Below are 15,329 nucleotides of genomic sequence, written 5' to 3'. Positions count from 1 at the left end.
GATCAGTCAAACCCGTTCGGCATGTCGGCTTTGGCAAGCGCCGTGGCGCGGGCCTTCATCCAGCCGTCGAGGAAAGCTCTTTCGTCCGACGGTGGATTGGATTTGCCGTAATCCGTCCAGGCGGTCGCGAGCACTTCCTGCCGCTTGATCAACTTGGCATTGTGCGCGTCCTGCGCGTCGCTCCATTGCCCGGCCTCCTTCAGCGCCTTCACCGCGCCGGGATGCACCGGCACCACCCAGTTCTTGGTCTGCCGGTCGGCGGCGAGACCGCCCGCGCCGGGCGCGGAGTCCTTGTAGGCGTCGTAATTCACGACCATCGCCTTGGTGATGGCGTAGACCTGGTCGGCCGGTTGCGCGGCGTAGGTCACGAAGATCGGGTAGGGGTAATTGCCGAGCTCGATCGGCTTGTCCGGCGAGATGCCGGCGCCGCAGGTCGCAAGTTGCGGGAAGAAGAACGAGCCGACCTTCTGCATCCGCGCCCAGCCCTCCTTGTCCTTGGCCGGCAGCGGCGGCCAGATCAGGCCGCGCGGCGAGGTCTCGGCCTCCTTGGCGGGGCCGGTGATGGTGGTGCCGAACGCGGCGTCGGTGTCGTTGTTGATCAGGCCCTTCCACATCGCGCCGTAGCTGGCGAACTCGACGACCTTGACGTCCTTCTGCGTCAGCCCGGCGAAGGCAAGCACCGCGAGCGAGTTCTGGTTCAGCGCCGGCGAGCCCACGACGAATCCGACGCGCTTGCCTTTCAGGTCTTTCAGATCTTTCACACCGGTATCGGCGGCGACGCCAAGCGAACCGCAATTGCAATCGACGCTCGAGAGCAGGATCTGGAGCGGCTGCGGGCCCCATTCTTTCGCGCCGAACTCGAACACGCCTTCCTGCGCGAAATAGGTCCCCGATCCCATCGCCGCCGACACGGCACGCTTGGCGCGCAACGGCGCAAGCCGTGCGACGTCGTTGCCTGCGGGGAGCACGCGCACGTCGGTGCCGTATTTGTCCTTCATCATCTTGCCGACGCCGACCGCGATGTTGAAGCCGGCGGTGCCGGTGTCATAGGCGGTAAACGTCAAGGTCGCCGGCAGCTTGACGTCTTCGGCGAACGAATAGCGTGTAGACGCAAAAGAAATGCCCGCAACCAAGGCAGGCGCGAGCACGAGCAGCCCACGAAGCATGTTTCTCTCCAATGATCATCGCGTTTGCCGCGAAGATTTTCTTACTTTGTTTGAAACAGATTTTGTTTGAAACAGATCATGTCACCGCGATCAAGCGATGGCAACGCCGTCCCGTGAATGCGCGATCTCGCTTGTGGTGCGACTGATCGCATCAAGAGCACTTGATCCGCGTGCGGGGCGCCCTCTGACACATTGTCGCGGCTGCGAGCGCACCGCATCCGCGCTCAACTCGCGACGATCGCGATCGCCTGTCCCTCGGCGACGATGTCGTCGAGCTTCACCAGAAGCGATGTGATCGTGCCGCTCGCGGGCGACGGCACGGGTATCTCCATCTTCATCGCCTCGACCACCACAACGTCGTCGCCATCCGCGACGGTTCCTCCAACTTGCACGGGAGTTGCGCAGACGCGTCCCGCGACTTCCGTGACGATCTTAATTTCTGGCATGCCATCGCCTTTTTGTTGTGGTCGCAAAATGCCTGAGGTAGCTTCTTCTGCAAGCGGAATTTAATTCCGCAGAGCGGAACAACTGGTAGGGATCATGGGACGACGTTCGGAGCGGTTGAGTAGACAAGGTGCGCTCGCTGGCGAAGCCGGTGAGGGTGATGTCATCCAGGTGGTGTCGCGCGCGTTCGACGTGTTGCGATGCTTCGAGGGCCACGATAGCAGGCTCGGCAATCTCGAGATTTCAAATCGCTGCGGCCTGCCGCGCTCGACCGTGTCGCGGCTCACGCACACGCTGACGCGCATGGGCCAGCTCGTCTATCTGCCGCGCGATCAGAAATATCGCATCGGTCCGAGCGCGGTGGCGATGAGCGCCTCGATGATGAAGGGCGCGCAGCTGCGCAGCATGATCCGCCAGCGGCTCCAGGAAGTCGCCGAGCAATTGCCTGGTACGGTCGGCTTCGTCGTCCCCGATCGCTTCCATCTCGTCTATCTCCAGTTCGCGCGCTCGGCGACAGCGCTTGGCCTGCATGAAGGCACCGGCAGCCGCATCTCGATGGCCTCGACCGCGGCAGGCGCGGCCTACACTGCGGCGCTGGCGCCCGAGGTCGGCGATGCCTTCATTGCGGACATGGAGCGCGAAGCGCCCGAGGCGGCCAAGATCCTGAAGCCCCGCATCGAAGCCAACCGGCAATCGCTGCACGAGCGCGGCTATGTCGTGGCCTGCGGTCTGTGGAGCCCGCACATCAATGGTCTCGCGGTGCCGATCTGGTCGCCGCAGTACCAGACCTTCGTCGTCATCACGATCGGCCTTCTGTCCGCGATGTATGACGAGCAACGGCTGCATGCCGAAGTCGCGCCGCTGATGCTCGCGCTCGGCCGTTCGCTCGGCAGCTTGCTGGAGGGCGCGGAAGGCGATGTCTTCAACAACCGCATCTCGCGCAAACCGGTCGCAATGGCCGTGCACAACAATAACAAGCCGATCAATTCGGAGGGAGTGAATGAACTGGAAGCCGGAACTCGACGAGCTCGCCCGGCGCGAAGCCTTCGCGCGGGAGATGGGCGGCGTTGACAAGGTCAAGCGACAGCATGACCAGGGCCGGCTGACTGTTCGGGAGCGCATCGACAAGCTGATCGATAAAGGCAGCTTTCACGAGATCGGTGCCGTCTCCGGTATCGGCGAGTACGATTCCAGCGGCGAGTTGCAGAAATTGACGCCGGCGAACTGCGTGTTCGGCCGCGCGCGCGTCGACGGCCGCACCGTGGTCGTGGTCGGCGACGATTTCACCGTGCGCGGCGGCTCGGCGGATGCCTCGATCTCGGCCAAGCCCTTGATGGCGGAGGAGATGGCGCACGACTTCCGTCTGCCCATCGTCCGCATCATCGAAGGCTCCGGCGGCGGCGGCTCGGTCAAGACCATCGAGACCAAGGGCGCGGCGAACCTGCCTGGCGGTATCGGCGGCACGCGCTGGTATCGCTTCACGACCGAAAACCTGTCGCGCGTACCGGTGGTCGCGCTCGGCCTCGGCTCGGTCGCAGGGCTCGGTGCCGCGCGTCTTGCCGCCAGCCACTATTCCATCATGACCAGGAAGTCCGCGATGTTCGTCGCGGGGCCGCCGGTGGTGAAGGCACTGGGACAGGACCTCTCGAAGGAGGAGCTCGGCGGCGCGGATATCCAGACCCGTGCCGGTGCGGTTGATCACGCTGTCGATACGGAAGAAGGGGCGTTCGCCTGCGCGCGGCGCTTCCTGTCCTATCTGCCGTCGTCGGTCTACGAGCTGCCGCCGACCTTGCCCTGCACCGACAATCCCGAGCGCACCGAGGAAGCGCTGATGAACGCGGTGCCGCGCAACCGCAAGCAGGTCTACAAGATGCGGCCGATCATCGAGTCCGTCGTCGACAAGGGCTCGTTCTTCGAGGTCGCGAAGAATTTCGGCAAGCCTGTTATCGTCGGCCTCGCACGGCTCGAGGGCAGGGCGGTGCTGCTGCTCGCCAGCGACAGTTTTCACTATGGCGGCTCATGGACGGCGGATGCCTGCCAGAAGGTGGTGCGCTGGGTCGATTTCGCGGAAACCTTCCATCTGCCCGTCGTCTATCTCATGGACTGCCCCGGCTTCATGATCGGCCTCGATGCCGAGAAGGCGGCGACCATCCGCCACGGCGTCCGCGCCATGGCCGCGGTCAACCAGACCACCGTGCCCTGGTGCACGGTGATCCTGCGCAACGCCTTTGGTGTGGCCGGCGTGGTGCATCAGCCGGCCGACCGCTTCTCGATCCGCTATGCCTGGCCGTCGGCCTATTGGGGCTCGCTCCCGCTCGAAGGCGGCATCGAAGCGGCCTACCGCGCCGACATCGATGCGGCCGAGGACAAGGCGGCGAAGCTGAGGGAGATCGAGGAGCGGCTGAACAAGCTGCGCTCGCCGTTCCGCTCGGCCGAGAAGTTCTGGGTCGAGGAGATCATCGATCCCCGGAAGACGAGATCGTTGCTCTGCGAGTTCGCAAGGCTGGCCGAGCCGCTCCGCAAGGCCGGACCTCCCGGAAACATGACGATCAGGCCGTAACGGCAACCGTCATCGCGAGCCGACGGGTCCGCGCGGGGCGCGGCCCGACGACGGGCTCCGCGAGGCAGCCCGGAATCCGCGGACGGTCCGGACGAGATCCGGGCCCCCGGCGCGAGCGTTTGCGCTCCGTACCCGTCCGGGACGGGGTTCCGCGAAGGTTCGGGGTTACCGGTTCGCCCCGAATTCGTGACCCGACCGGGCTCATCCTCGATGATCTCGTTTAAGCGGTGTTAATGATGCTTTCTCAATATGACACATCTCATTGGTGCGGTCCCTGTTTACAGGGTTCCCGTAAGCGTTGATTAAGATGGCTGTCGCCATATTTCGCCCGTGACGATCGGGTGGCCGGCGGCAAGGCCCTGCCCATCTCCTCCCGTCACCGGTGTTTTGGAAAATTTCTTCGCCGCAACGACGGCAACCAGGGTGAAGGCATGCTCGGCCGCGTAGTGCTTCGTTTCGCGAGAGACCGGAAGGCCAACGTCGCCATCATCTTCGCGCTCACGATGATTCCCATCATCTTTCTGCTGGGCATGGCGCTCGACTATACGCTGGCCCTGCGCAAGCGGGAGCAATTGAACGCGGCTGCCGACGCGGCCGCGGTCGCGGCCGTGAGGCCCGCGATGCTGACGCAGACCGACACCACCGTCGTCAAGGCGACCGCGCAAGCCGTCTTTGCCGCGAAGGCGAATCTTCCCGGGCTGTCCGCGACGCCGACACCGACGGTCACTGTCACCGATTCCGGTCTCGCGCGGACCATCACCGTCTCGTACACCGCGGAGTCCATCAACAATTTCCCCGGTGTCCTTGGCAAGCAGACCTGGCAGGTCGCGGGCTCCGCGACGGCGAAGGCGTCGAGCGCACCCAACATGAACTTCTACCTGCTGCTGGACGACTCGCCGTCGATGGCGCTCGCGGCGACCCAGACCGACATCGACAACATGATCGCCGCGACGAAGAGTCAGCCGTCGTACGCGGCGAATTGCGCGTTCGCTTGTCACGAGGCGCATCCCAACAACGCGGCTCCAAGCTCTACGAACAAGGATAATCTCACCATCGCCCGTGCGAACAACATCACGCTGCGCATCGATCTCGTGACCAATGCCGTTACGCAACTGATGGTCGGACCCTGGACGTGCCCGCAGTCGGGTGTATCGGGCGGCGTCATGCAGTGCATGTCGGCGCTCAACAACACGACCTACAAGGCCGCAATCTACACCTTCGACTACGCCCTGAACACGATCCAGACGCTGACCACCCCGACCACCGCCGGCACGAAGATCGCCAATATTCAGATTATGACGAGCGACCACCAGAACTGCGTCATTGTCGACAGCAAGAACAACTGCGTCTACACCACAGACTACGGTACGGATATCTCGAAGGGGCTGACGGACCTCAACACCGCGATGCCCGATCCCGGCACCGGCACCAATCAATCGGGTGATACGCCGCAGGAGGTGGTCTTCCTCGTCACCGACGGCGTCGAAGATAAGCTGATCGCCAAAACGGGGGGCAGCTGCGACAGCAATGCCACCTATCCACTCCCGACAGCCAACTCGACGACCGTGCGATGCCAGCAACCGCTCAACACGACGGTATGCGATACCATCAAGAAGCGGAACATTCGCATCGCGATCCTCTACACCGAGTATCTGCAATTGAACGACAGTTGGTACAAGAACCGTATCGCACAGTTCAACAATCCGACCTCGTCAACGGGCACGATCGCGCAGCGGCTGCAATCCTGCGCATCGCCGGGTCTGTACGCGAGCGTTCAGAATGGTGGCGACATTTCCGCGGCTCTGACCAACCTCTTCATCAAGGTTGCGTCCAGCACAGCCAGCCTCGTGCAGTAGAGAGCGCGCCATGACCGGACCGGACGTCGCAACCACAACGAGACGCCGCAATCGCTGCGGCGCCTTCGTTCGAGATAAATCAGGAGCCACGGCCGTCGAATTCGCGCTCGTTGCCGCGCCGTTCCTCGCCCTCGTCGTCGCGCTTATTCAGACGTTCCTCGTCTTCTTTGCCCAGCAACTGCTCGAATCCGTCGTGCGCCAATCGGCGCGCCTCGTCATGACGGGACAGGTTCAGTCCGCGCAGATGACGAAGGATGTATTCAAGCAGAAGGTCTGCGACCAGGTCGTGATCCTGTTCAACTGCAGCGGCCTGATGGTCGACATGCAGGTGGCGACGTCGTGGTCCGCCGCCGATACGGGCATTCCGGCCTTGACCTTCGACGGCACGGGAACGGTCCAGAACACCTGGCAGTACGATCCCGGCAATTCCGGCGACATCGTCGTTCTCCGGGTGATGTACCAATGGCCGGTGTTCCTCGGGCCGCTCGGTTTCAATCTCTCGAATCTTTCCAACGGCAACCGGCTGATCATGTCGTCCGCCGCGTTCCAGAACGAGCCAGGAGCTACCTGATGATCGCCGTCCTGTCGTCTCGCGCACGGCGCCTGCGAACCGACGTTCGCGGCGTTGCAGCGACGGAGTTCGCCATCGTCGCCCCGTTCATGCTTCTGCTCTACATCGGCGGCGTCGAGCTGGGAAACGGGCTCGCCATGAACATCAAGGTCAGCGCGACCGCGCACAGTGTCGCCGACATGGTTTCGCAGAACACGCAGGTGAGCGCGACCCGCATGCAAGCAATTCTTGGCGCCGCGACGGCAATCATGGCGCCTTACGCCGTCAAGAACGGCAGCACTTCCCTGATGACGATCACGGTCTCTGGAGTCTCGACCGACAGCAACGGCAATGCGACGGTGCAATGGAGCACGTCGACGAGCTCGTCGGGGGCGAGAACCGTGGGTCAGCAGATGACCTTGTCCCAGTTCACCGCGACCAATCCGAGCAATCCCAACAACGCCAATATCTCGCTCATCCTGAGCGAGGTATCCTATGACTACACACCCAACCTCGGCTACACGATCGCCGGCACCGTCAAGCTGACCGACAGCTACTACCTGTTCCCGCGCTGCTCGACGAACAGCCCGGCCACGTCGAGCTTTCCATATTACGACGTGAAGTATTCCGCGACGATGACGACGACGTGCACATGCGTCCAGCATCTGCAGCAGAAGACCTGCTAAGCGGCGGCGATTAACCGGGATGCAGGCGGGCATTCCTGAATCGGAAAACCACGCTCGTGGGAATCCCGTCTATGGATTCACGACTTGGCTCTACAGCGTCGGTGATCGCTCCGCCCAAGCTTTGGTAGCTTGGCAGATTTCCATCGCTCGGGCGTAGGCGGGGCGTGTCGTCGTGCGGGCGAGATAGGCACGCTCGACTGAACCCGGGGTATAGTTGCCGGTTCGCAGACCAAGCAGGAGAGCGTAGCTCACTGAAATGTCGGCAGCAGTGAACTGGTCTCCGGCGAGAAATGGACGATCCGCGAGACGCTGGATGACCAATCCCAGCCGGCTATGAAAGGTCTCCAGTGCCCAGTTTGTGACCCGGGCGTTTCGCTCTGCTTCGGGCGCGAGTGCGCGACCGACGAAGACGGCATTCATTGGTCCAGCGAGCCCAGCCTCTCCCAAATGGAGGAATTGCAGATAGGCGCCGAAAGCGGGATCATCCGGGACGACGGCGAGTGGGCTCGGACCGTGGCGGGCAAGCAGGTATTCGAGGATCGCGATCGATTCGACCATGATCATCTCGCCGTCCTGTAGCGCCGGGATAAAGCCGGCGGGGTTGATCGCAAGAAAATCGGGATCATTCTCGACAGCCCGCAGATCGACCGGGCGCAGCCGATAAGCCACTCCCAATTCCTCGAGCAGCCAAACGATACGGAATCCACGACCTTCGCCATAGACAGTGAGCATAGTGAGCGTCCTTACGCCGGCTTGAGTGCCTAAATTCGCGGGAGCGAGATTTCCACTCTGACACGATATGTACAAGGCTCGTCGAAGACTCCTGCGCAACGCCTTCGGCGTCGCAGGTGGTCGCGACCTCCCGCTTCCGGCGCAGCGCGAAGCTGGTCGCTTGTCGGGAGCGCTGGAAGTGTCGAAGGCGGACGTTCGTACTCTGCGAGTTAATCATTTCGGTCGCAACGTGTGGCTTATGGGGGATTGAGGAGAGCGGCCCGCAAATGCAGCCATTTTCGGCCGCTCTTTAGGCCCATTTCAGCCAAACTGTTATCAGTTGCTCGTCTTCCGGGGCAGGACACTTCAACTCGGAGTCCTGCAATGTTCAAGCCAGTTCTTTTTGCGTGTTTTCTTGTTGCCGTCAGCTCTATTGCTTCGGAAGCACGACCCTACCGCATTGATCGCGCGCCGGAATGCAACGTCATCATGCCCTGCGACTTCTCGCATTCGCAAACGCGGCGCGAGCGCGTTTCCAGGTACTCATCACAGGCGCCCAATTCAAGACAACTCACAATGGCCGTCGCTGGCAGCGCCGTTGCGACGGTGAATGCCCCTGGCGATCGGATCGTCGGCGGTCGACCGGCCGGTTGTCCTTCGTCCTTCTGCGGTTGCGGCGCGGCCCTGCGCGTGTTCGGTCGTATGGTGCCGGAATTGAATCTCGCGGCCAACTGGCTGCGTTTTCCGCGTACATCGCCAGCGCCGGGAATGGTGGCGGCACGACGCGGCCACGTGTTCGTCCTGGAGCAGCACCTCGGGGGAGACATCTGGATGGCGTATGACGCCAACTCGGGCGGACACGCAACAAGAATGCACGCGCGTTCCTTGCGGGGGTATACGGTCGTCAACCCGCGCGGCACGACGAGTTGAGGGAAACGCCGACATCAATCTCGATATGTGACGGAAGCAGGAACGGGACCTCGGCGGGCTGCCAGACCATTGGCGGCTCGCCTTCGCCCACCCCAACCGTTGACAAAGACAGGCTTATCAGACGTACAGAACTTTGTTCAGTCGCTCGAGCTGAGTATTGAATTTGCTTGGGAAGTAGACCTCGTCGGTTGTGACGAAATCGCACATTTCTGCAAGGGCCGTGGTCCAGGCAAGGGCCCGGCCATGATTGGACTGTGCAAATGCGACCGGGTCCATCGCCGCCCGATCTGGCGTCCGTCTGTTGACTATCTGATCGTACTTTTCCCATTCGATGGCGCTGATGGCGCCACGACCGGCTAGCACACTCGTGGTGCCACCGCCCATGAGCTTGGCCATCGTTTGTCGCATCTCGTGCATCGCTGCGGCGGCAACGTTGAGCTCGGTGCCTGCCATGATAACGAGCTTCATCGACTCGCAAGCGAGACCGGCCCACATCGCGCGCCACGCCTGGAGATCGGCGACGGCTGCGGCAATACGAGCCGTTCCGCCATATTGTTGGATTTTTCTTTCAGCGAGCTTCTGGTCTATCAAGCCGCGCGCGATGTCGGCGGCCACGCCTATCCTGTCCGTGAACTCCACATGTGCCGCGACGATCTCGACCTTTCTGCCTTCCAGCCGCTTGAACTCTTTCGCAACGGCCGTCGAGGTTGCGGCGGATACCGCGCGCCGATAGGCGTCGACGGTGGATCTGCTGTTGTGGGCTGCGTTGAGTGCGTCAGCCAGAGCGTCGAGCATGACCTTGTGGTAGGCATAGTAGGGATGCGTCGTCAGCGATGCACCAAGCCATTTCTTGGCGAGGTCCATGGAGATCTTGATGCCGAGCTTAAGAAGCGCGCCGTCTCGCTTCGTCTCGTCAACTGCATCCTCTACTCTGCGGACGTACTCGTAGTACTTCTTGGCTTTGTCCGCCTTGGCGAGAACTTTCGACAGAGTGCCGGGTTTCACCGGGCTTTCGTTATACTCGTGCAAGAGCGCTTGCGCCCTGGCGAGCGGCCCAGAGGCCGGGCTTCGCCGATATTTGTCGTAAGTCTTCAATCCCTCGGACGCGAAGGTCCAGAAGCTAGCGGTGGTATCGAGGGATTTCTCTATCTTTTTATAGAAGCGTTCATCTTCGACACTAGCTCTAACCGCCATCTCTATCTCTCCTCGCAATCGAGACCAGGCGAAATCGTCTCGTCACTCGCTGTTGGTGAGGCGGAACCTGTCGCCGCTAAATTCATGGCCGCTCAGTGGTGACTCATTATCAAAGTCACGATCCGACGCCGTCATCCGATTGAAGGATATCGGCGCTGACATCTTCGTGCACGTCGGGCGGTCGAGCAGGGAGCGGCGCCGACCTCGGCAGAAGAGTTCGTGTCAGCTACGAAGGCAAGCCGCGACACGTCCGTTCGCGTCGCAATGTGGTGCAGCCGAATTGACTCTCGTGCAGGGGATTGCGTGGTCAGCCGATACCCTGCGAAGCATCCTTCATTGAGCATCGTACGGTTGCGGCAGGATGGCGTGATGCCGCTGTTTTGCCCAACGTGCCAAATGGTTTTGCAGATGCAGGAGGCATCTGCCGCCGGCCATCGGCTACATTGCATGGGGTTGTTTTCGAGTGCTTTGCGGAAGGCTTGCCGCGAGCGTCGCCGCGCTACGCGCTCTCCGTCTCCCGATGCACGTCGTGCACCACCAGCCCCATGCCTTGCTCGGGCATCTTGATCCAGTCGCGCCGCTTCAGCGTGCGCTTGGTGTCCTCGAAGCCGCTCGCCCAGTGCTCGCGCATCGAGGTGCCCGAGAATTCGTGGTCCTTGGCGTCGCCCTCATAAGCCTTCTGCTGGTAGATCAAGTGCAGGATGGCGATCTCGGGCATATGGCAGAGGCTGGCCTTGAGATTGCGCTCCTCGTCGGAGAGTTGCTCCTCCGGCAGCTTCGCCAGGGCCTTGTAGAGCACGACCTTGAGATTGTGCGTGCGGCGATAGACGTCGGTGTTGTGGCGCGTGCGCGAGGAATACATGATGTCCTTGTGGCGGGCCATCACGTCCTGGATCGAGCGTGGCAGCACGCCGCGGGCGCTGAACAGGTCGACCTGGAATACCAGCGAATTGAGCGCGTCCTCCTGGTCGAGCAGATGCTGGAGCGGGGTGTTGGAGACGATGCCGCCGTCCCAGAAATGATCGGTGCCGATCCGCACCATCGGCAGCGCCGGGGGCAGGGCGCCGGAGGCCATGATGTGCTCCGGCCCGATCTCGTCATGGGCGTTGTCGAAATAGATGAAGTTGCCGGAGAGCACGTTCACCGCGCCGACGGCGAAGCGGACCTTCTTCTCGTTGATGAGATCGAAGTCGACGAGCTCGCGCAGGCTCTCGCGCAGCGGCGTCGTGTCGTAATAGCTCGTCGCCGTCCTGGCGCCGATCGGGCTGAACCAGGGATTGACCTGGTGCGGGGTGAAGAAGCCGGGCTGGCCCATGGCTGACGTCATCCACGCGCTGGTGAGGTTGCGCCACTGGCGGAAGACGTCGCCATCCGGGGTATAGTGCCAGACCTTGCGGTTGGTGATGCGCTCCCAGAAGACGCGCAGCGCATCGAGCCGCTTCTCCGGCCGGTTGCCGGCGATGATGGCGGAGTTGATCGCGCCGATCGATACGCCGCAGACCCAGTCCGGCTCGATGCCGGCCTCGTGCAGCGCCTGATAGACGCCGGCCTGGTAGGCGCCAAGCGCGCCGCCGCCTTGCAGCACCAGCGCGACGCGGTCGCAGCGCTCGGGCCGCCAGCCCCGCGCGGGAGGCTGATGGGTCTGATAGCTCGGTTGCGACGTGCGGGCGTCCATGGCGATGCCTCCTGCCTTCGCCGAACGATTGCGTCCTGCGGTGACGGCGTGATGACAAGGGTGGCGCCCGATGCATCGTCTGCATGCAGGTCAATCGCAACGGGAATGGCCGCGGGTCGTGCGCCTGACGGAAATCCTTCACATCGCGGTCAATGACGGCCGCTAGCAATCTGCATCACCGCCCGACGCTGCCGGGCAGGCATCACAGACATGAGGAGACCAGCGATGCGCAGGGAAGACGTGCTGAGACTTCCGTCCATGCCGGCCGCTGGACCGAGCTATCCGGCCGGTCCCTATCGCTTCGTCAACCGCGAATTCCTCGTCATCACCTACGAGACCGATCCGGACCTGATCCGCGCCGGCCTGCCCGAGCCGCTGGAGCCGATCGACCAGCCGATCGTGCATTACGAATGGATCAGGATGCCGGACTCCTCCGGCTTCGGCAGCTACACCGAGTCCGGGCTCGTCATCCCGGCGCGCCTGCATGGCGAGGAGGTCAACTTCGTTTCGCAGATGTATCTCGACGACGATCCGCCGATCGCCGCGGGCCGCGAGATCTGGGGCTTTCCCAAGAAATACGCCCATCCCAAACTCGAGATCGTCAAGGACACGCTGACGGGGACGCTGGAATATGCCGGCCAGCTCGTCGCCATGGGCACGATGGGCTACAAGCACGAGAGCATGGTCGGCAACGGCGATCTCACCCGCGCCACGCTGTCGAAGACGCAGGTGAATCTGAAGATGATCCCGGGCGTCGACGGCCGTCTCGAAGTCTGCCAGCTCGTCGCGATCAACCTCACCGATATCGTGCCGAAGGGCTCCTGGATGGGGCCCGGACGTCTTCACCTTGTGCCGCACGTCAATGCGCCGGTTGCCGATTTCCCGGTTCGCCGCGTCGTCGGCGCGCATCACTACATCGCCGATCTGACGCTGCCGTTCGGCCGCGTCGTGCACGACTACATCAGGGAGGCCGAGGCGGCGGCCGCGACGGGGCTGGCCGCGGAATAGGGCGGCGCCATCATCAAACTGTAACAGAGGCGTAATTGAGTACCCGCGTGGGTCCGGAAGATGCCGTCAGCCATCTTCCGGAGACGGGGCATGTGTTGACGGTTGGGGCGACCATGGCTGAGCCGGCAAAGCTTGTCAGCGCGATATCGGGGTCTGAGCCTGCCATTCCGGGCCTGGTCTGGGCGTTCCGCCTGCACAGCGACGGCAGCGCCGAGGCGCTGCCGATCGACCGGCCGATCGAGTTCAGCCATGACGGCCGGCTCTGGCTGCATTTCAACCTGACCGACGCGCGGGCGCGGCCGTGGATTGCGGCCTCACAGCTGCCGCCGCTTGCGCGCGAACTGCTGCTGTCGAACGACACGTTCCAGCAGCTCCATGTCATCGACCACTGCGTCTACGGCGTGTTCTCCGACCTCGTGCGCGACATCGACAGCGCCACGGAAGAGACCGCGTTCCTGCGCTTCGCCATGACCGAGCACCTGCTGGTCAGCGGCCGCCATCAGGCGCTGTGCTCGGCGGATGCGACGCGCCGGGTGCTCGAAGGCGGCTACCGCGTCGACAACGTCGCCCACCTCCTGGAAAAGATCGTCGACGAGGTTGCCGACACGCTCGACAGGATGGCCGACAAGCTTGGGCAGGAGATCGACGGCATCGAGGAGCGCATCCTCGCCGACGAGGCGAGGCCAGAGATGCGCCGCACCCTCGGCCGGTTGCGCCGCACCTGCGTCAGGCTGCATCGTCAGCTCACCGGCCTGCGCGTGCTGTTTCACCGGCTCGACCAGAAGAACACCGATCACCTGTCGCCGGGCTTGCGGATCCACGCCGGCAAGCTGGCGCAGCGGCTCGATGGCCTCGATCACGACATCGTCGAGCTGCGCGAGCGCAGCCGCCTGCTCGAGGAGGAGCTGCGCTTCAAGAACGAGGAGGAGAGCAACCGCCACCTCCACACGCTCTCCATCGTGACCTCCCTGCTACTGCCGCCGACGCTGATCACCGGCATCTTCGGCATGAACACCAAGGGCCTGCCGCTCACCGACGTGGAGAGCGGATTTTTCTGGGCGGCGGCGCTGATGGCCTCGTCGGTCGGTGCCGCCTATTTGTTCATGCGGCGCACGGGCATTTTCAAGTAGCGCACCAGCCGTGAACGACACTGCCGACAGATCTCCGCTGCGAAGCGTGGCTGCAATTGCGCTGGTGTGCGCCTTGGCCAGCACGAGCACATTCGCCGGCGCCAAGGACGAAAGCGCGGCCGTATGGCTGGCGCCAAAATGGTTCAACGAGTGGCATGACGGGCTCGCCAACAAGGGCCTGAATTTCGGCGCCACCTATATCGCCGACAACATCGGCAACGTCTCGGGCGGGGTCGCGCGCGGCGCCATCCATTTCGGTCGCCTCGATCTCTCGGTCGATGCTGATCTGGACAAGCTGGTCGGCTGGACGGGGGGACGCTTCTACGCCAACGCCTTCGTGATCTACGGCCGGGGGCTCTCGCGCAACTACGTGCAGAACCTCGCCACCATCAGCGAGATCGAGGCGCTGCCGGACCGGCGGCTCTACAACGCCTATTTCGAGCAGAGCTTCTTTGGCGACAGGCTGAACATCAGGGCCGGCCAGCAGGCCGCGGATGTCGAGTTCTTCGACAGCCAGACCGACGACCTCTTCATCAACGGCACCTTCGGCTGGCCGGCGATCAAGGCCTCCAACCTCCCGGCCGGCGGCCCGGCACCGCCGATCGCGGTGCCCGGCATTCGCGTCAAGGCCGCGCTGTCGGACCAGATCACCGCCTATGGCGCGGTGTTCAACGGCGATCCGTCCGGCCCGGGCGACGCCGATCCGCAGATTCGCGACCATCACGGCCTCGCGTTCCGCGTCAACGATCCGCCATGGGTGATCGGGCAGGTCCGTTTCAGCTACGACATCGATATCGGCGGCCGTCCGCGCGCCGGCAACTTCACGCCGGGCGCCTGGAAGCATTATGGCTCGTTCGACAGCCAGCGTTTTACCGCGGAGGGGCTCTCGATCGCCGATCCCTCTGGAAGCGGCGTTCCGGCCAAGCTTCGCGGCAACTACGGCATCTTCGCCGTGATCGAGCAGGTGCTCTACCGCCCGCCGGAGGTGAAGGACAACACCACCTCCGCTTCGATCCCGGGCGTCACCGCCTTCGGCCGCATCGCCTACAGCCCGCCGGACCGCAATCTGATCGATCTTTATCTGGACGGCGGCATCGGCTTCGTCGGGTTTGTCCCAGGCCGTCCGCTTGACCGCTTCGGCGTGGCGATGGCCTATATGCGGATCTCGAACACCGCCCGCAATCTCGATCTCGACACACAGGCCTTCACCGGCGTGCAGAGCCCGGTGCGCAGCAACGAGACCCTGATCGAGATGATCTACGAGGCGCATATCAAGCCGGGCTGGCTGGTGGCGCCGTATTTCCAGTACGTGTTCCGCCCCTCGGGCGGCATCCCGAACCCGAACGATCCGAGCGGCGTTTCGCGGATCGGTGACGCCGCTGTCTTCGGCGTCACCACCACGATCCGGTACTAGGGTTG

14 protein-coding genes are annotated in these 15,329 nt (G+C 63.1%); 9 read left to right on the top strand and 5 right to left on the bottom strand.

Annotated elements, in window-relative coordinates; genetic code table 11:
- Positions 1 to 2: 2 nt before the first annotated feature.
- Both A3M7_RS0106120 and A3M7_RS0106115 read right to left on the bottom strand, forming a co-directional pair.
- Positions 3 to 1,166 (bottom strand): TAXI family TRAP transporter solute-binding subunit, encoded by a 1,164-nt coding sequence (locus A3M7_RS0106120; RefSeq protein ID WP_027543131.1) that lies wholly within the window; start codon positions 1,164 to 1,166, stop codon positions 3 to 5.
- A 224-nt stretch (positions 1,167 to 1,390) separates the two neighbouring features.
- Positions 1,391 to 1,612: an acetyl-CoA carboxylase biotin carboxyl carrier protein subunit gene (locus A3M7_RS0106115; protein WP_027543130.1), complete on the bottom strand. Its 222-nt coding sequence runs from the start codon at positions 1,610 to 1,612 to the stop codon at positions 1,391 to 1,393.
- Between the two features lie 94 nt (positions 1,613 to 1,706).
- Here A3M7_RS0106115 and A3M7_RS0106110 point away from each other — a divergent pair, with 94 nt between their 5' ends.
- The 5 genes from A3M7_RS0106110 (at position 1,707) to A3M7_RS0106090 (ending at position 7,262) form a co-directional block, all read left to right on the top strand.
- Positions 1,707 to 2,681, top strand: coding sequence for an IclR family transcriptional regulator (locus A3M7_RS0106110; RefSeq protein WP_027543129.1), 975 nt, complete (start codon positions 1,707 to 1,709; stop codon positions 2,679 to 2,681).
- Positions 2,611 to 4,170: an acyl-CoA carboxylase subunit beta gene (locus A3M7_RS0106105; protein WP_027543128.1), complete on the top strand. Its 1,560-nt coding sequence runs from the start codon at positions 2,611 to 2,613 to the stop codon at positions 4,168 to 4,170. The genes A3M7_RS0106110 and A3M7_RS0106105 overlap by 71 nt, the downstream gene beginning before the upstream one ends.
- A 431-nt stretch (positions 4,171 to 4,601) precedes the next feature.
- Positions 4,602 to 6,026, top strand: a complete 1,425-nt coding sequence (locus tag A3M7_RS0106100) for a TadE/TadG family type IV pilus assembly protein (protein ID WP_027543127.1) — start codon at positions 4,602 to 4,604, stop codon at positions 6,024 to 6,026.
- A 10-nt stretch (positions 6,027 to 6,036) separates the two neighbouring features.
- Positions 6,037 to 6,597, top strand: coding sequence for a TadE/TadG family type IV pilus assembly protein (locus tag A3M7_RS0106095; protein WP_027543126.1), 561 nt, complete (start codon positions 6,037 to 6,039; stop codon positions 6,595 to 6,597).
- Positions 6,597 to 7,262: a TadE/TadG family type IV pilus assembly protein gene (locus A3M7_RS0106090; RefSeq protein WP_027543125.1), complete on the top strand. Its 666-nt coding sequence runs from the start codon at positions 6,597 to 6,599 to the stop codon at positions 7,260 to 7,262. Before A3M7_RS0106095 ends, A3M7_RS0106090 begins: the two co-directional genes overlap by 1 nt.
- 90 nt (positions 7,263 to 7,352) lie before the next feature.
- On the opposite strand, the gene A3M7_RS0106085 is transcribed toward A3M7_RS0106090, so the two are convergent.
- Entirely contained in the window at positions 7,353 to 7,994 is a 642-nt protein-coding gene (locus A3M7_RS0106085; protein WP_027543124.1) for a glutathione S-transferase family protein, read from the bottom strand.
- Positions 7,995 to 8,357: 363 nt separating this feature from the next.
- Here A3M7_RS0106085 and A3M7_RS46215 point away from each other — a divergent pair, with 363 nt between their 5' ends.
- Complete coding sequence (locus A3M7_RS46215; protein ID WP_198033707.1) at positions 8,358 to 8,903, top strand: hypothetical protein; 546 nt, start codon at positions 8,358 to 8,360, stop codon at positions 8,901 to 8,903.
- A 117-nt stretch (positions 8,904 to 9,020) separates the two neighbouring features.
- Here A3M7_RS46215 and A3M7_RS0106080 read toward each other — a convergent pair whose 3' ends face one another.
- Complete coding sequence (locus A3M7_RS0106080; protein ID WP_027543123.1) at positions 9,021 to 10,097, bottom strand: hypothetical protein; 1,077 nt, start codon at positions 10,095 to 10,097, stop codon at positions 9,021 to 9,023.
- A 499-nt stretch (positions 10,098 to 10,596) separates the two neighbouring features.
- Positions 10,597 to 11,772 carry a patatin-like phospholipase family protein gene (locus tag A3M7_RS0106075; protein ID WP_027543122.1) on the bottom strand — a complete coding sequence of 392 codons (1,176 nt, stop codon included), beginning with the start codon at positions 11,770 to 11,772 and terminating at the stop codon, positions 10,597 to 10,599.
- A gap of 225 nt (positions 11,773 to 11,997) precedes the next feature.
- On the opposite strand from A3M7_RS0106075, the gene A3M7_RS0106070 reads away from it, so the two are divergent.
- The 3 genes from A3M7_RS0106070 (at position 11,998) to A3M7_RS0106060 (ending at position 15,324) form a co-directional block, all read left to right on the top strand.
- Entirely contained in the window at positions 11,998 to 12,780 is a 783-nt protein-coding gene (locus A3M7_RS0106070; RefSeq protein WP_027543121.1) for an acetoacetate decarboxylase, read from the top strand.
- 113 nt (positions 12,781 to 12,893) lie between these two features.
- A complete protein-coding gene (locus tag A3M7_RS0106065) occupies positions 12,894 to 13,910 on the top strand; it encodes a transporter (protein ID WP_027543120.1) in 1,017 nt (338 codons plus the stop codon).
- 10 nt (positions 13,911 to 13,920) lie between these two features.
- Complete coding sequence (locus tag A3M7_RS0106060; RefSeq protein ID WP_027543119.1) at positions 13,921 to 15,324, top strand: carbohydrate porin; 1,404 nt, start codon at positions 13,921 to 13,923, stop codon at positions 15,322 to 15,324.
- Positions 15,325 to 15,329: the final 5 nt, after the last annotated feature.

Origin of the sequence: Bradyrhizobium sp. WSM2254 (genome assembly GCF_000472645.1) — a bacterium.
Classification (GTDB): domain Bacteria; phylum Pseudomonadota; class Alphaproteobacteria; order Rhizobiales; family Xanthobacteraceae; genus Bradyrhizobium; species Bradyrhizobium niftali.
The sequence above is the reverse complement of the archived record's forward strand: the minus strand, read 5'-3'. Positions and strand labels throughout refer to the sequence as shown.

Excerpts from the sequence above, each read along its gene's own strand:
- A3M7_RS0106120 (WP_027543131.1), bottom strand. The coding sequence starts at position 1,166 with ATGCTTCGTGGGCTGCTCGTGCTCGCGCCTGCCTTGGTTGCGGGCATT.
- A3M7_RS0106115 (WP_027543130.1), bottom strand. The coding sequence starts at position 1,612 with ATGCCAGAAATTAAGATCGTCACGGAAGTCGCGGGACGCGTCTGCGCA.
- A3M7_RS0106110 (WP_027543129.1), top strand. The coding sequence starts at position 1,707 with ATGGGACGACGTTCGGAGCGGTTGAGTAGACAAGGTGCGCTCGCTGGC.
- A3M7_RS0106105 (WP_027543128.1), top strand. The coding sequence starts at position 2,611 with ATGAACTGGAAGCCGGAACTCGACGAGCTCGCCCGGCGCGAAGCCTTC.
- A3M7_RS0106100 (WP_027543127.1), top strand. The coding sequence starts at position 4,602 with ATGCTCGGCCGCGTAGTGCTTCGTTTCGCGAGAGACCGGAAGGCCAAC.
- A3M7_RS0106095 (WP_027543126.1), top strand. The coding sequence starts at position 6,037 with ATGACCGGACCGGACGTCGCAACCACAACGAGACGCCGCAATCGCTGC.
- A3M7_RS0106090 (WP_027543125.1), top strand. The coding sequence starts at position 6,597 with ATGATCGCCGTCCTGTCGTCTCGCGCACGGCGCCTGCGAACCGACGTT.
- A3M7_RS0106085 (WP_027543124.1), bottom strand. The coding sequence starts at position 7,994 with ATGCTCACTGTCTATGGCGAAGGTCGTGGATTCCGTATCGTTTGGCTG.
- A3M7_RS46215 (WP_198033707.1), top strand. The coding sequence starts at position 8,358 with ATGTTCAAGCCAGTTCTTTTTGCGTGTTTTCTTGTTGCCGTCAGCTCT.
- A3M7_RS0106080 (WP_027543123.1), bottom strand. The coding sequence starts at position 10,097 with ATGGCGGTTAGAGCTAGTGTCGAAGATGAACGCTTCTATAAAAAGATA.
- A3M7_RS0106075 (WP_027543122.1), bottom strand. The coding sequence starts at position 11,772 with ATGGACGCCCGCACGTCGCAACCGAGCTATCAGACCCATCAGCCTCCC.
- A3M7_RS0106070 (WP_027543121.1), top strand. The coding sequence starts at position 11,998 with ATGCGCAGGGAAGACGTGCTGAGACTTCCGTCCATGCCGGCCGCTGGA.
- A3M7_RS0106065 (WP_027543120.1), top strand. The coding sequence starts at position 12,894 with ATGGCTGAGCCGGCAAAGCTTGTCAGCGCGATATCGGGGTCTGAGCCT.